This is a genomic window from Aminobacterium thunnarium (assembly GCF_055390565.1).
Genome location: NZ_AP042412.1, coordinates 572,274 through 586,360 on the forward strand (window position 1 = coordinate 572,274; position 14,087 = coordinate 586,360).

At 42.2% G+C, this 14,087-nt stretch carries 10 protein-coding genes and 1 tRNA gene; all 11 read left to right on the forward strand.

What is annotated here, in order from left to right; translation table 11 throughout:
- Positions 1 to 16 precede the first annotated feature (16 nt).
- The 11 genes from ACZ5GY_RS02755 to ACZ5GY_RS02805 all read left to right on the forward strand — a co-directional run bounded on the left by ACZ5GY_RS02755 (position 17) and on the right by ACZ5GY_RS02805 (position 13,973).
- A complete protein-coding gene (locus tag ACZ5GY_RS02755) occupies positions 17 to 1,855 on the forward strand; it encodes a TIGR03960 family B12-binding radical SAM protein (RefSeq protein WP_464111976.1) in 1,839 nt (612 codons plus the stop codon).
- On the forward strand, positions 1,852 to 2,466 hold the full coding sequence (locus tag ACZ5GY_RS02760) for a DUF2344 domain-containing protein (protein WP_213691626.1): 615 nt from the start codon (positions 1,852 to 1,854) through the stop codon (positions 2,464 to 2,466). Before ACZ5GY_RS02755 ends, ACZ5GY_RS02760 begins: the two co-directional genes overlap by 4 nt.
- The gene (locus ACZ5GY_RS02765) at positions 2,466 to 3,965 is read left to right on the forward strand and encodes an Rne/Rng family ribonuclease (RefSeq protein ID WP_213691640.1); all 1,500 of its coding nucleotides are present in this window, start codon (positions 2,466 to 2,468) and stop codon (positions 3,963 to 3,965) included. The genes ACZ5GY_RS02760 and ACZ5GY_RS02765 overlap by 1 nt, the downstream gene beginning before the upstream one ends.
- On the forward strand, positions 3,940 to 7,356 hold the full coding sequence (gene smc / locus ACZ5GY_RS02770) for a chromosome segregation protein SMC (protein WP_464111977.1): 3,417 nt from the start codon (positions 3,940 to 3,942) through the stop codon (positions 7,354 to 7,356). Before ACZ5GY_RS02765 ends, smc begins: the two co-directional genes overlap by 26 nt.
- Positions 7,344 to 8,084 carry a tRNA1(Val) (adenine(37)-N6)-methyltransferase gene (locus ACZ5GY_RS02775; RefSeq protein WP_213701119.1) on the forward strand — a complete coding sequence of 247 codons (741 nt, stop codon included), beginning with the start codon at positions 7,344 to 7,346 and terminating at the stop codon, positions 8,082 to 8,084. Before smc ends, ACZ5GY_RS02775 begins: the two co-directional genes overlap by 13 nt.
- 4 nt (positions 8,085 to 8,088) lie before the next feature.
- Positions 8,089 to 8,916 (forward strand): 16S rRNA (cytidine(1402)-2'-O)-methyltransferase, encoded by an 828-nt coding sequence (gene rsmI, locus ACZ5GY_RS02780; RefSeq protein ID WP_213691623.1) that lies wholly within the window; start codon positions 8,089 to 8,091, stop codon positions 8,914 to 8,916.
- 16 nt (positions 8,917 to 8,932) lie between these two features.
- Positions 8,933 to 10,864 carry a methionine--tRNA ligase gene (gene metG, locus ACZ5GY_RS02785; RefSeq protein WP_213691622.1) on the forward strand — a complete coding sequence of 644 codons (1,932 nt, stop codon included), beginning with the start codon at positions 8,933 to 8,935 and terminating at the stop codon, positions 10,862 to 10,864.
- A gap of 83 nt (positions 10,865 to 10,947) precedes the next feature.
- Positions 10,948 to 11,733 (forward strand): TatD family hydrolase, encoded by a 786-nt coding sequence (locus ACZ5GY_RS02790; protein WP_213691621.1) that lies wholly within the window; start codon positions 10,948 to 10,950, stop codon positions 11,731 to 11,733.
- Positions 11,733 to 12,869 (forward strand): tRNA guanosine(34) transglycosylase Tgt, encoded by a 1,137-nt coding sequence (gene tgt, locus ACZ5GY_RS02795; RefSeq protein ID WP_213691620.1) that lies wholly within the window; start codon positions 11,733 to 11,735, stop codon positions 12,867 to 12,869. Before ACZ5GY_RS02790 ends, tgt begins: the two co-directional genes overlap by 1 nt.
- Complete coding sequence (locus tag ACZ5GY_RS02800; protein ID WP_307879493.1) at positions 12,841 to 13,827, forward strand: L-threonylcarbamoyladenylate synthase; 987 nt, start codon at positions 12,841 to 12,843, stop codon at positions 13,825 to 13,827. The genes tgt and ACZ5GY_RS02800 overlap by 29 nt, the downstream gene beginning before the upstream one ends.
- A gap of 58 nt (positions 13,828 to 13,885) precedes the next feature.
- Positions 13,886 to 13,973 (forward strand) — tRNA-Leu (locus ACZ5GY_RS02805).
- Positions 13,974 to 14,087 lie beyond the last annotated feature (114 nt).

Here is a 14,087-nt window from a genome sequence, read left to right on the forward strand (position 1 = left end):
TGTTGGGAGGAATTATATGAAATTCCCTGAGTTTGAGGATGCGCTGTGGCCTCTTTTGGCACAGGTTTCCCGTCCCTCGCGCTATGCTGGTTGCGAGTGGGGACCGGTAAAGCCTAAAGAGCCAGATCCATCTCTTGTGCGTTTTTGTTTGGCCTTTCCTGATGTGTATGAAATAGGAATGAGTTACGTTGGTTTCCAGATACTTTATAGCCTTCTTAAGCATCTTCCACGGGCTGATGTGGAGCGTGCCTATTGTCCGTGGATTGACATGGAAGATCTGTTGAGGAAAAACAATCTGTTGCTTGGCTCTATAGAGACAGATCGTCCTCTATCTACATTTGATGCCGTAGGATTTACCCTTCAATATGAATTAAGCTTTACTAATATATTAACAATGCTTGATTTAGGAGGAATCCCTCTCTATTCAGAAGAGAGAGGGGAAAGTGACCCTATTGTTTTTGCCGGGGGGCCTGGGGCTTTAACACCAGAACCAATAGCGCCTTTTATTGATGCTTTTTGTCTTGGGGCAGGAGAAATTACACTTCTCCAGATGGTTGATGTGTTAGCTGAAACAAAGGGGCTATCGAGAGATGAACGCTTATTGGCATTGTCAAGGATAGAGGGAGTTTATGTTCCTTCTCTTGTGGATGTTACCTATGGAGAAGAGGGAGTCTCTTTTTCTTCTGTTCATCAAGCATTGCCTATAAAGCGGCAAGTGATACAAGATTTTCGTGGTGCTTTTTACCCGGATAGTCTTATTGTTCCTGCCGCAGGAATTGTTCATGATAGAGTTCCTGTGGAAATTTTCAGAGGATGCACGCGAGGATGTCGCTTTTGTCAGGCAGGTATAATTTACCGCCCAGTGCGAGAACGTACCCCTGAAGAAATAAAAGAAATAATACAACGACTTGTTCTTGCCTCAGGTTGGGAGGAGGTTGGCCTGGTTTCGTTAGCCTCGTGTGATTTTTCTGGCCTCAACACATTGCTTAACGATGTTGCACCTTTCCTTGACGAGAAAGGTGTAAAACTGAGTTTGCCAAGTTTAAGAATGGATTCCTTTTCAGTCGATTTAGCTGCGAACCTTGAAATTATGCGTCGTGGCGGTTTGACTTTTGCTCCTGAAGCGGGTACGCAGAGACTTAGAGACGTTATTAATAAGGGAGTAACAGAAGAAAATATTGATAATTCATTGAATGCTGCCTTCAACCATGGTTGGAATAGAGTCAAATTGTATTTCATGATGGGGCTTCCTACCGAAACAGAGGAGGATTTAAAAGGAATTATTGATATTGCTCTTCACGCTTTGTCGATTGGTAAGGCATGTAAAAGAAATGTAAATATTGCTGTTTCAGTAGCTGGTTTTGTCCCGAAGGGGCATACGCCTTTCCAGTGGGAACGACAAAACTCTATTGATGAACTTCGAGAAAAAGGTCAGTTTTTAAAACATCAAATCTATAATCGCCGTGTGTCATTAAAGTATCATGAGCCAGAGCAGACTTTTCTTGAAGGTGTCTTTGCCAGAGGCGATCGTCGCTTGGCAAAAGTTATTGAAAGTGCATGGAGAAAGGGTGCTCGATTCGATGGGTGGAGTGAAACTTTTTCCCTTCAACGATGGTTTAGTGCTTTTGAAGAAAACGATATAGATCCTCTTTTTTATACAACACGTCAAAGATCTCATAGTGAGCATCTTCCCTGGGATCATATTGATACAGGGGTATCTCGTGCATTTTTATGGTCGGAGCATGAAAAAGCAGTAAAAAAGCAGCTTACCCCAGATTGTCGTTGGTCTCACTGCCATGGATGTGGTTGGCAAAATAATGGCTGCCAGTGGTCTAAAGGGGGATCGTTACTATGATTCGAGTAAGGCTTACCTATGCCAAAAGGGGACGGGGATGTTTTATCCCCCATATAGCTATGCCCCAGCTTTTGTATAGATCAGGACGAAGAGCAGGTTTAGTTTTTGCTTTGACAGAAGGGTTTACACCAAGACCTCGAATAAGTTTAGGTCCTGAACTTCCAGTAGGTGTTGTAGCGCTTGCAGAGCCTGCTGATATGTGGGTTGATTCTTGGAATGACGATTTTTTATATCAGTGGAATAGCTGTATTCCAGAGGCTTTTACAATAACAGGTGCACAGATTTATGAAGGACCTTCTTTAAGTAAAAGCTGCGATGCATCGGGGTATTTGCTGTCTTTTCGTTCTCCTTTGAATTTTGATAGATTTGTTGATGATGTGGAAGAAGGAATATTCTTGCCTCAGAAGATAATGCATAGTTCCAGAGATGGAGCTTTTTTAAAACTTGTTTTAGGCTCGCCTTTTGCTTTTGGCGCGGGTTCTTTGGTGAAAAGAATAGTTGAGGCTGACTATGTAAAAGGCTGGCCTGATGTGCATCTTGTCCGTACCGCTGTGGGGGTATGGAACGGAACAGATGTTGACCCTGTAGTTCCTCAGGGGGATGTTATATGATGACAGACAGAAAAATAATTGCTAACACTTTAGATCCTGAGGAAATGAGGGTTGCCATCCTTGAAAAGGGGCGGCTTGTTGATATTTTCGTAGAACGGATGTGGGAACGTCAGAAAACAGGTGAAATCTATAAGGCGAGAGTTGATAGTGTTTTACCTGGAATCCACGCTGCTTTTGTAAATTTGGGCGATGGACGTAACGCTTTCTTATATTTGAATGATGCCAAAGGTCTTGATTTAAAGCCTAATTTGGAAGTGGTTGTTCAGGTTGTTAAGGCAGCTCGAAAAAATAAAGGTGCACGAGTGACCTCCAGAATCTCTTTGCCTGGTCGTTATCTTGTTCTGGTTCCCGATGGACAGGAAACAGGTGTTTCTAAAAGAATATCGAATGAAGACGAACGAAAGCGTCTTCGCTCCATTGCCAAAAAGCTGAGAGAAGAAGGAGAAGGCTTTGGTGTAATTATCCGTACAGCTGCGGAAGGAGTAGAGGAAGAAGCTCTTTTTCACGACTTGCATGTTCTCTTGGATTTGTGGAATGAAATTAGCCACGAAGCGGAGGTCCAGACAGCTCCATGTCTTATCTATAGAGACATAGGTCTTGTTGGACGTGTGCTTCGAGACGAGTTGACTGGAGACGTTGGGGAAATAGTAATAGATAGTGAAGAAGAATTTCATAAAGTTAATGAATATTTGAAACGCATTATGAACGGTAAAGAGCCTGATGTTAATTTATATGAAGGAAATTCCCCTATTTTTGATTTTTATGGAATCGAGAGAGAGTTAGAAACGGCTCTTGATCGAAAAGTATGGCTTCGATCTGGTGCGTATCTTATTATTGATCATACAGAAGCTCTCACTGTCATTGATGTAAATACAGGAAAATATGTGGGAGATACTGACTTGCGCCATACAGTTCTTGATACTAATTTGGAGGCTGCTGATGAAATAGCTCGCCAACTTCGACTGCGAGCTATTGGCGGAATTGTGGTTATTGATTTTATAGATATGGAATATGAAGAAGACAGGCAGAAACTGCTTCATAGACTGGACGAAGTATTTCAGAACGATCGATATAGAGCAAGGATTTTTGGAGTATCTCAATTAGGTCTTGTTGAAATAACTCGAAAGAGAGCTCGCCCAGATGTGCGATCCGTTATGACCCGTGGATGTCCTTTCTGTGGAGGGTATGGCTGGGTCTTGAAAGAAGACACAGTAGCTATGCATGTCAAACGTTTTTTGAGAAAAGTAGCTCTTTCGAACAAGTCAGAGGCTATGCTTTTAGAAGCACACCCTGCTATTGCTCAATATATTGCAGAAACGTATCTCCCCTTATGGGAAGAAGAGTTGCAAAGACGTATCTTCATAGTAGCGGCTTCAGAATTTGCTTGGGAAAAGTTCAGGCTTGATGTTCAGGGGCCAATAGACATAGTAGAGCGTCGCGTAGAACAAATGGAGCAGTGGGAGGCTCAGATTCGTGTTTATCGAACGACTTCGTCTTAAGGGGTTTAAAAGTTTCGGTGGAACTCACGAACTAACCTTCTCTCCTGGTTTTACAGCTATTGTAGGTCCTAACGGTAGTGGTAAAAGCAATATACTAGATGGGCTGCGCTGGGTACTTGGAGAGGGTAGCCCTACGTGTCTTAGAATAACGAAACAAAGTGATCTTCTTTTTCAGGGAAGCATAAGTCTTCAGCCTGCTACATCAACGGAGGTAGCTCTTTCTCTTAGAGAAGATCCGAAGATTTGTACCATAAAAAGAGATTACGCCTCTGATACTGGATCGGTTATTGCAGTAGATGGAATGCGGATTCGCTTGCAAGATTTAGAGGATGTGAAACGTCAGTGGCATTTAGAAGGCGAACGTTTTTCTTTTATAGGCCAAGGTGAAGTGGCAGAAGCAATTCATCAGAGGCCGATGCAAAGGCGGGCTGTATTAGAGGCTCTTTTTGGCATTGATCAATATCGTAAAAAGAGAGAAGATGCGAGCCAAAAGTTAAAATCGGCGACAGAAGAATTGACGCGTTTAGAGACTTTAGTTTTTGAATTAACAACTCGTCGTGATGAAATTGCGCCTCTAGTTGTTATCGCTGCAAAGGCTCGGGAGCTTTTAGATGAGCTAGAAGAAAAACGTCGTTATTACTACTTTTCCCGACGTGCCTTTTTAGAGAGAAAGCTATCTTCATTTCAGTGTCATATTGATGCGTTGGAAAGACGTAAAAACAGGGCTTGGGAATGGCAAAACATTTGGGAAGATGGTTGGGCTCATTATCAAGGTCTAGTAGAAGCTTATGAACGTCAGCAACGAATGATGTCTGAAAGAATAGCTTCTTTAAGAGTGCAGAGAGAATCGCTGAAACGTCAGTGTTTTACAACGGCTCTTTCTGTAAAATCAGCTCGTGAACATCTTAGAACTCAAGATAAAGAAAGAAAAGGTGTTCAACAGGCTCTTAAAGGAGTTCAAAAAGAGGCATTCGATGCTAAAAAACAGTATGAAACAGTACTCTCTTCCTTGCAAGATAAGGAAAAAGCGGTCTTAACTCTATCAGGGGAACTTTCGGATCTCCGCTCTACTGTTCAGACAGAGCGAGAACTCCGGCAGAAAAGTATAGATGAACACTCTCAAATGGAGGAAACAGAAGTAAGACTTCGTTCCCGGTTACAGGCCAGACAAGAGCGACTTGAGAAGAACGCCAGTGAGATGTCAATAGCAAATGAAGCTTTGTTGCAGATAGAGAAGGATATTGAAGAGGGCAAGGAAAAGTTTGATTCTGTTCAAATAGCCCATAAGAAGGCGACAGAACGACATGGAGAAGCTTATAGTCAGTGTCAGCAGTTAGCTTCTTCACTATCACAACTTAAAAAGAATGTAGGAGCATTAGAAAATCAGCTTGATGCACTACTCGAAAATACAGAACAGCGACTTTATCCGGAACCTGTTCGAGTAGTGCTGGCTGCGCAGAAATTAGGGAAATTGCCTCTTAAAGTGAAAATGGCTGCGGAGTCTTTTTCATGTGAAGAGAGGCTCGCTTCGTGTTTAGAAGCCTATCTAGGTGGGCGTCAGTTTTGGCTGTTTGTCCAATCCTTTGAAGATGCAGCACAGGGAATAGAGCTGGTAAAAAAGAAAAAGGCAGGGCGTGTTACCTTTCTTCCTCTAGAACGTTGCCATCCGTGTTGCCCCGATTATACAGTCAGACTCCCCCAGAAGGGAATAGTAGGATGGGCTACAGAACTTATTTCGCCAGATCCTTTTTGGGAAATAGCCGTTAAACATCTTTTAGGTGATCTCCTTATTGTGGAAGAATACAGCGTAGGAATGGCTCTCTCACGAGAAGGAGCTTCTTTTCCCATGGTGACACTTGATGGTGATGTTTTTACTGTTGGAGGAAGCGTAAGCGGTGGAAAATTTCGTAAATCAGGAGGAGCCATTGAGAGGCGTCTTCAAATTGAAGAATTAGAGAAAAATCTTAATATTCACAGAGAAGAACTTAAAAAAATTGTTGCCCTTTTGCAACAGGCTGAAGATGAAGAACGGCTGGCTGCTGAAGATAAAGAGCGGTGGAAAAAAGAGGAGCAAGAAATGGCAAAACAACTTTCCTCTATTTCCTTTAAGCTTGATCGTCAAAAAGAAGAAAAAGTGCGTTTGGAAAATGAATATTCCCTGTTAGTTAAAGAAGTTAAACAAATAAAAGAAGAACATGAAAATATTCAATATCAAATTAAAAGGCTAGAAGAAACAATAGCTTCTTTTGGCGATTTGCCAGACGAAACAGAACTTGAGCAGAAACTTGCCATAGAAAAGGGAGAGGAAGCAGTCTTTCGTGAAAAAGTAAAATCTATTAAAACTCTCATAAGTCGTATCGACTTAGAGATTGCTCAACGTAATGAAAAGCTACAATGGATTAATGATGATATCCAAAAAGCGGCCATTAACATAGAGAACAGTTTTTCTGCACTTCAGGTTCTGGGAAAGAACTCTTTTAAGCTATGGCAAGAAAAGCAACAAATAGTTTATAGCTGTGAAAAACTTCTGAAAGAAAATACTGATTTCACTCAACGAATAGCCCTTCTTTCGCAACGTAGTGTACAAGCACAAAAGAGAGTTCAAGTTGAAGAGGAAAAATTAAAAGATTGTCAACGACAAATAGATTCTGCACAAACTGAACTCAACCAGATCATTTCTTTATGGGAAGATACATACCATTATCCAGAAACTGATTATGTAATATCGGAATACGAAGAGGAAAGCTTTGCAAGTGTAAGACGTCTTGAAAAGAAAGTTCGAGAACTGGGAGAGTATGACCTAGGTGTTCTTTCAGAAAATGAATCGTTGCAAAACAGGTTAAAATTTCTTTCAGAACAGATAGAAGACGTTCATTTAGGCATAAAGGAGTTAAAAGCACTTATTCGAGATACGGATGAACGTGTAGGAATCTTGTTTGGAGAGGCCTTAAAAAGCACTGATGAACGCTTCAATTCCTTGTTCCAAAGACTTTTTGGCGGAGGGGAAGCTCACCTAGAATTAGAAGAAGGCCTTTCTTTGTGGGAAGCGGGTGTGGATATTTTTGCTCGTCCTCCCGGTAAACGTTTGCAAAATCTTACACAGTTATCAGGTGGAGAGCAGTCTTTGACCGCTATAGCCTTGCTTTTTGCAACGATGGAAGTAGCAGAAGTCCCTTTAGCTATTCTTGATGAGGTTGACGCTGCTCTGGATGAGTATAATCTCTTGCGTTTTGTAGATTTGGTTACTGATTATGCAGCAAACATGCAAATATTGGCAATGACTCATAGACGAAGTACCATGGAACGGGCGGATGTTCTATATGGAGTAACTATGGATGAGCCCGGACTTTCTAAAGTGATAGGAGTACATCTTGACGAATGGACGGAATAAAGATAACAAGAGACAATGTTCTTTACGGAGCTTTAAAGGCGTGGCAGCCAGTGGATGGGCCTCGCGTTACAGTTGATACTATTCTTCTAGCGTCCTTTGTAAAAGCTCGTAAAAAAGATAAGATCCTTGAGTTTGGTTGCGCAACAGGAGTGATTTCTCTTCTGTTGGCGCTTCGCTTACCTGAGGTGCCTTTTATAGAGGGAATAGATATACAACAAGATCTGGTTAACCTAGCAAAGCGAAATGCCCAAGAAAATGAGTTAGATAAGCGTACGCTTTTTTCTGTTGGTGATTTGCGTGCAATTAGAGAGATGTATGCTCCCCAATCTTTTGATATAGTTGTGACGAATCCTCCTTACGACGAATCTGATAGAAGTCGGTGGAAGGATTCGTTTAGTGATGCAACAGCCCGACACGGTCTTTATTGCTCCTTATTGGACGTAGTGAAGGCAGCTCGTTTTATATTGAAAAATAGAGGTCATCTTTTTATGGTTTTTAGAGCACAAAGAGCAGCCGAAGTTGTTTCTACTCTCGTTAATGAGAAGCTTGAACCTAAGCGTATACGAATGGTTCATCCTTACCCAGGGAAAAAAGCCACGGTTTTTTTAGTTGATGCAGTTCGTTCTGCCGGAAAAGGCGTGATAATAGAGCCACCTCTCTATATTTACGATGAAAAAGGAAACTTTACGCCTGAACTTCTTGCCGCTTATTCTTTAGAGAGGGAGTGACAATATGTCTCTTTATGTAGTTCCTACTCCTGTAGGAAATCTCGAAGATATAACATTGCGAGCCATAAAAGTGTTGAGAAATGCAGATATTATTGCTTGTGAAGATACTCGAAAAACAGCGATACTTTTGCAACGTTATAAAATCCATGTTCCGACAATTTCATACTATGCTCATAACGAACAAAAGCGAACAGATCAGCTTGTGGAAAGGCTTAAAAGAGGAGAAAATATTGCTCTTGTTTCTGATGCCGGAACGCCAGGAATATCGGATCCTGGAAGTGTCCTTATTCGGGCAGCTATCGCTTGTGATGTAGAAATCGATGTCCTTCCGGGAGCAACAGCCTTTGTACCAGCTATTATTCAGTCGGGATTTGAAACACATCCTTTTACTTTTTACGGGTTCCTCCCAGATAAACAGGGAGAGCGCAGAGCAGCTCTTGAAAGTTTAAAATCTCATGTGTACTCGCTTATTTTTTATCTGTCACCCCATAAAGCGAAAAAACATATAGCAGATATTCTTCAAATTTTCGGGAACCGACCAGCAGCTCTTGTGAGAGAAATAAGTAAAATTTATCAAGAAGCGCGTCGATCCACTCTTGAACTTCTTTTGCGGCAAATCGAAGAAGAAGGAATACGCGGAGAACTTGTTTTAGTAATAGATAAGCCATCGCTGAAAGAATTTGATGATGATCAGTGGAAAAAAGAAGCTGAAAATATGCTAGCAGATGGCATGACCCAGAAAGAAGTTGTAAATTTTATAATTCTGCATTATCCTGTAGCGAAAAACACGGTAAAAGAATGGATTATTCGCTTGCGACAGAAAATAGATTGATAAGGGAGGAACAACGATGTCAGAAAAAAGTTTTTATATCACCACGCCTATTTATTATGTCAATGACATCCCTCATATAGGACACGCTTACACAACAATTGCAGCAGACGTTATGGCTCGTTATCGACGTATGACGGGATATGATGTTTTCTTTTGCACAGGGACAGATGAGCATGGACAAAAGATTCAGCAGAGTGCTGAAAAAAAGGGAATGACGGCTAAAGAACTGGCTGATAAGACCATGGAGAATTTCCGTAGGCTATGGGAAGTTCTCAATATTTCCAATGACGATTTCATTCGTACAACAGAGGAACGTCATGAAAAAGTCGTTCAGGCTATTTTTAAAAAATTGATGGATCAAGGAGACATTTATAAAGGAACATATGAAGGATGGTATTGCGTTCCTTGCGAAACATATGTTCCCGAGAGCAGCATGGGAGAAAACAAAACCTGCCCTGACTGTAAACGTCCTCTTCAAAAAATGGAAGAGGAAAGCTACTTTTTCCGTGCCTCCAAGTATGCAGATCAGCTTCTTGAATATTATGAAAAGAATCTCAAGGCCGTAATGCCAAAAAGCCGCTATAACGAGATTGTCAGCTTTATCCGTAGTGGCGTTCGAGATCAGTCTGTTTCTCGAACAAGCATTAAATGGGGTATTCCTGTTCCTGGAGACGAAAAGCATGTTGTCTATGTGTGGTTTGACGCTCTCATCAACTATTTGACGGCATGTGGATATATGAAAGACGATGAAAAAATTCGTAAATTTTGGCCAAATGTCCACCATTTAGTAGGCAAGGATATAATTCGTTTCCACTGTGTGATTTGGCCCATAATGCTTCTGGCTCTTGGCCTGAATCCTCCAGTGTCAGTTTTTGCTCATGGCTGGTGGACTGTGGAAGGCGAGAAGATGTCTAAATCTAAGGGAAATGTAGTTGATCCTTTTGAGATGGCCGATGTTTATGGTGTTGATCCCTTTAGATATTTTGTTTTGCGAGAAGTTCCCTTCGGACATGATGGAGATTTCTCTGAACAGGCAATGGTTCAGAGAATTAATTCAGATCTCGCCAACGACTTGGGGAATTTATTAAACAGAACCCTTCAGATGGTAAAGAATTTCAGAGATGGTGTTATTCCTGCACATAGAGATTTTGAGGAAGTTGATAAGGAGATTGAAACTCTCATTCAGACTACTTTCTCTGATGTTGAAGAACGCATGTCGAATTTTGCATTTGACGATGCATTAAAAGTCATCTGGGCTCTTATTCGAAGAGGAAACAAATATATAGATGAGACTATGCCTTGGAAACTTGGCAAAGAAGGTCCGCAGGAACGTCTTGACACGGTTTTCTTTGTTTTGGCCGAAATACTTCGTGCTACTGGCCTTCTCGTGGCTCCCTTTATGCCGTGGACAGCGGAAAAACTATGGAAACAGCTGGGGCTTGAAGGGACACCTGAAAAGCACGGAATTCCAGCCTTCTCTTTTGGGAGTTTTCCTGCAGGGACTCTTACTACAAAGGGAGACGTTTTGTTTCCTCGTATAGATATAGCTAAATGGAAAGAAGAAAAGGCAGAACGCGAAGCTAAAAAAGGGAATGCACCAGATCCGGGGAATCACGAAGAGCAAATTCCTATTGATGATTTTGCAAAAGTAGAGCTTCGGGTAGGGAAAATTGTTTCTGTTGAGGAAATTCCCAAAGCGAGAAAACTATATAAGTTGCTTGTGGATCTCGGATATGAAAAGCGTACTATTGTCTCTGGTTTAAAAGAGCATTTCACCCAGGAAGAGTTGTTGGGAAAAAGAATAATCGTTGTTGTAAATTTGAAACCTGCGAAACTTTGTGGAGTAGAGAGCCGAGGGATGCTTTTGGCGTGTGGTCCGGCAGATAAGTCTGTTTTGGCCCTTCTTACGCCTGATAAAGAAATCCCCTTGGGGTGTCGCATCAGTTAGTTTTTATGACAACAGGAGATATGTTTATCGGGTTTCTCCTGAGGAGAAACCCGATATTTTTAATGATGTAAGGTGTGGTTAAAGTGTCTTATTTAGTTGATACGCACTGTCACTTAAATTCAGAAGATTATAATAGCGATATGGAGCAAGTTATTCAGCGTGCATATGACCAAGGTTTGCGAAGAATGCTTGTTGTGGCTGGAGATATTCCTACGAGTCAATGGGCCATAGACCTTGCTGAGCAGTACCAGTCGTACGGTCTCTTTGCTGCCGTTGGTGTACATCCGCACGATTCGTCAACAATAAAGGAAGGAATTCCTCAAGAGCTTTTTTCGATGGCGCAACATCCCAAAGTATTGGCTATTGGCGAAAGTGGACTTGATTATTTTTATGATCTTTCCCCTCGCGAAATACAAAAACAATCCCTTCTTTGGCATATTGAGCTGGCAGAGAAAGTAAATAAACCATTGATTCTCCATGTTCGAGATGCCTTCGATGATCTCTTCGATGTTCTTGACGAAAGTGGAAGATCTCATTTTTATGGTGTGATACATTGTTTTTCAGGGGATACAGAAGAGGCGCAACGAGCACTTGAATTAGGCTTCTACCTTTCTTTTGCCGGACCTGTAACGTACAAAAAAAATCAAGAATTACGTGATATTGTTGCCGCTATTCCTATAGAGAGGCTCTTGTGCGAAACAGATTCCCCTTGGTTGGCTCCTCAGCATCATCGAGGAAAGCGTAACGAGCCTGCATATGTGTCAGAGGTGTACGACATGGTTGCAAAATGCAGAAAGATTGATGTAGAAGAGCTGAAAAGCATTCTATGGCGCAATTCCTGTGCGCTTTTGGGATGGGGGGAAATGTAATGTTCGAGTTTAAATTACAGGCACAATGTCCCGTTACAGGTGCCCGAGCTGGCGAGTTCATAACACCTCATGGCATTATTCGTACACCAGTCTTTATGCCAGTGGGAACCCAGGCAACGGTTAAGGCCATGGCCCCATTTGAATTGGAGGAAATAGGGGCACAAATTATTTTATCGAATACATACCATCTCTATCTTCGTCCTGGAGCGGATATAGTTGCAGAAGCTGGCGGACTTCATCCCTTTATGGATTGGCACCATCCCATTCTTACCGATAGTGGGGGGTTCCAGGTCTTTTCTTTGGCAACTTTGAATAAAGTAACAGATGAAGGTGTGGAGTGCCAGTCACATATAGATGGAAGTCGACATCTTATGAATCCTGAATGGTCTATGGATGTGCAGCAGAAGCTAGGCAGCGATATCGCAATGTGTTTTGATCAGTGTTTGCACTATCCGAGCACTAAAGAAGAGGCAGAAGCAGCTTTAATACGAACAACTGCGTGGGCTAAACGTTCTAAAGCTGCTCATAGTCGTGAAGATCAGGCATTATTTGGTATCGTTCAGGGCTCGGTATTTGAAGATCTCCGCAGACGTTCTGCTGAAGAAATTACATCTATTGACTTCCCTGGATACGGTATAGGAGGACTTTCTGTAGGAGAACCTCATCATATCATGTACGAAATGCTAGAGGTGCTTCAGCACGTTATGCCTTCCAATAAACCACGATATCTTATGGGCGTGGGGCATCCTTCCAATCTTGTGGAGGGTGTGGCTCGAGGTGTAGATATGTTTGATTGTGTTTTGCCTACTAGAAATGGTCGCACAGGTACAGTTTTTGTATCTACGGGGAAGATTAACATAAAAAATCAGATTTATGCACGAGATTTTACCCCTCTAGACCCTACATGTGATTGCTATGTATGCCGTCATTTTACAAAGGCATATTTGCGTCATCTATATAAAGCGGGAGAAATTTTGGCGGCAAGACTTTGCAGCTGGCATAATTTAAGGTTCTTAATCAGACTTATGGAAGAGGCCAGGGAGTCAATTTTGCAAGGAACATTTCCAGCTTTCAGAAAACGTTTTATTGATACTTTCCATGGAGAGGGTGACAACGTTGAAGACTCTCGTTTATAAGGTTGAGCGTTGGAATCCTGAACCCAATATTATAGATGAGGCAGCTCAGGCCATACGGTCTGGTAAATTAGTTGCTTTTCCCACCGAAACTGTATATGGGTTGGGAGCTAATGGTTTGGATGACGTTGCTGTGCGAAGTATTTTTGCAGCAAAGGGCAGGCCAGCAGATAATCCTCTTATATTGCATTTCGCATCACCAGACGCTGTAGACAACGTAGCGTATGTCAATGAAAGAGCTCGCTTATTAATGGATGTATTTTGGCCTGGTCCGCTTACTCTTGTACTTCCTGTCAAGCCTATTGTTCCTCACTCAGTTACAGCGGGATTAGAAACGGTAGCTGTTCGTATGCCATCTCATCCTGTTGCTATGGCGCTTATTAAAGCGGCTGGAGTTCCGATTGCAGCTCCCAGTGCCAATAAAAGTGGTCGCCCAAGTCCGACTGAAGCTGCATCTGTTTTATCAGATATTGGAGATGGGGTAGACATCATTTTGGATGGAGGCGCTACTGATGTAGGTCTCGAATCTACCGTCATTGATGTAACTGGGCCTTCTGTGGTGCTTCTTCGCGCAGGTGGAATGCCAGTGGAGCGCATAGAAGAAGTTGTTGGCGATGTCGTTCTTGTTCCCGGAGAAGCAAAGAAAAAGAGATCTCCAGGAACACGTTATCGTCATTATGCTCCATTAGTCCCCCTTCTTTTATGGAAGGACGATTCAATTTGGCAAAGTAAAGATGTATCCGGTAAAAAAATTGGATATATAGGTATAAAAGAGCCGCCAGTTACTGTCCCTGAAAAAATAATATTCAAGAGTCCCGAATATTATGCCCACGGTTTATTTGCGGCATTTCGAACTCTTGAGAAAAAAGATATCGATATTATCGTTGCAGAGTGGCCAGAAAGAGTAGGAATTGGTCTTGCTCTGAGAGACCGTTTGTGCAGGGCTGCTGGTCAAGAGTAGTAAAAAAAGCTTGCCAAAGCGGCTGGCCCTTGCTACAATTACCGTCGTGATAAGAGAAGCCGGGGTGGCGGAATTGGTAGACGCGCTAGATTCAGGTTCTAGTGGGCATTTAGCCTGTCGGGGTTCGAGTCCCCGCCTCGGCACCATATATATAGTTTAAGACTTGCAATATGTGCCTTATAGAGGATATAATAAGGGGCTGCGTTGTGTCGTTGACATAACGCGCCCTTTTTGTTATCTTTGTTCTTCGTCAACATTAT

Coding starts and splice junctions, on each gene's coding strand:
- metG (WP_213691622.1), top strand. CDS start 8,933: ATGTCAGAAAAAAGTTTTTATATCACCACGCCTATTTATTATGTCAAT.
- ACZ5GY_RS02775 (WP_213701119.1), top strand. CDS start 7,344: ATGGACGGAATAAAGATAACAAGAGACAATGTTCTTTACGGAGCTTTA.
- ACZ5GY_RS02755 (WP_464111976.1), top strand. CDS start 17: ATGAAATTCCCTGAGTTTGAGGATGCGCTGTGGCCTCTTTTGGCACAG.
- ACZ5GY_RS02760 (WP_213691626.1), top strand. CDS start 1,852: ATGATTCGAGTAAGGCTTACCTATGCCAAAAGGGGACGGGGATGTTTT.
- ACZ5GY_RS02765 (WP_213691640.1), top strand. CDS start 2,466: ATGACAGACAGAAAAATAATTGCTAACACTTTAGATCCTGAGGAAATG.
- tgt (WP_213691620.1), top strand. CDS start 11,733: ATGTTCGAGTTTAAATTACAGGCACAATGTCCCGTTACAGGTGCCCGA.
- rsmI (WP_213691623.1), top strand. CDS start 8,089: ATGTCTCTTTATGTAGTTCCTACTCCTGTAGGAAATCTCGAAGATATA.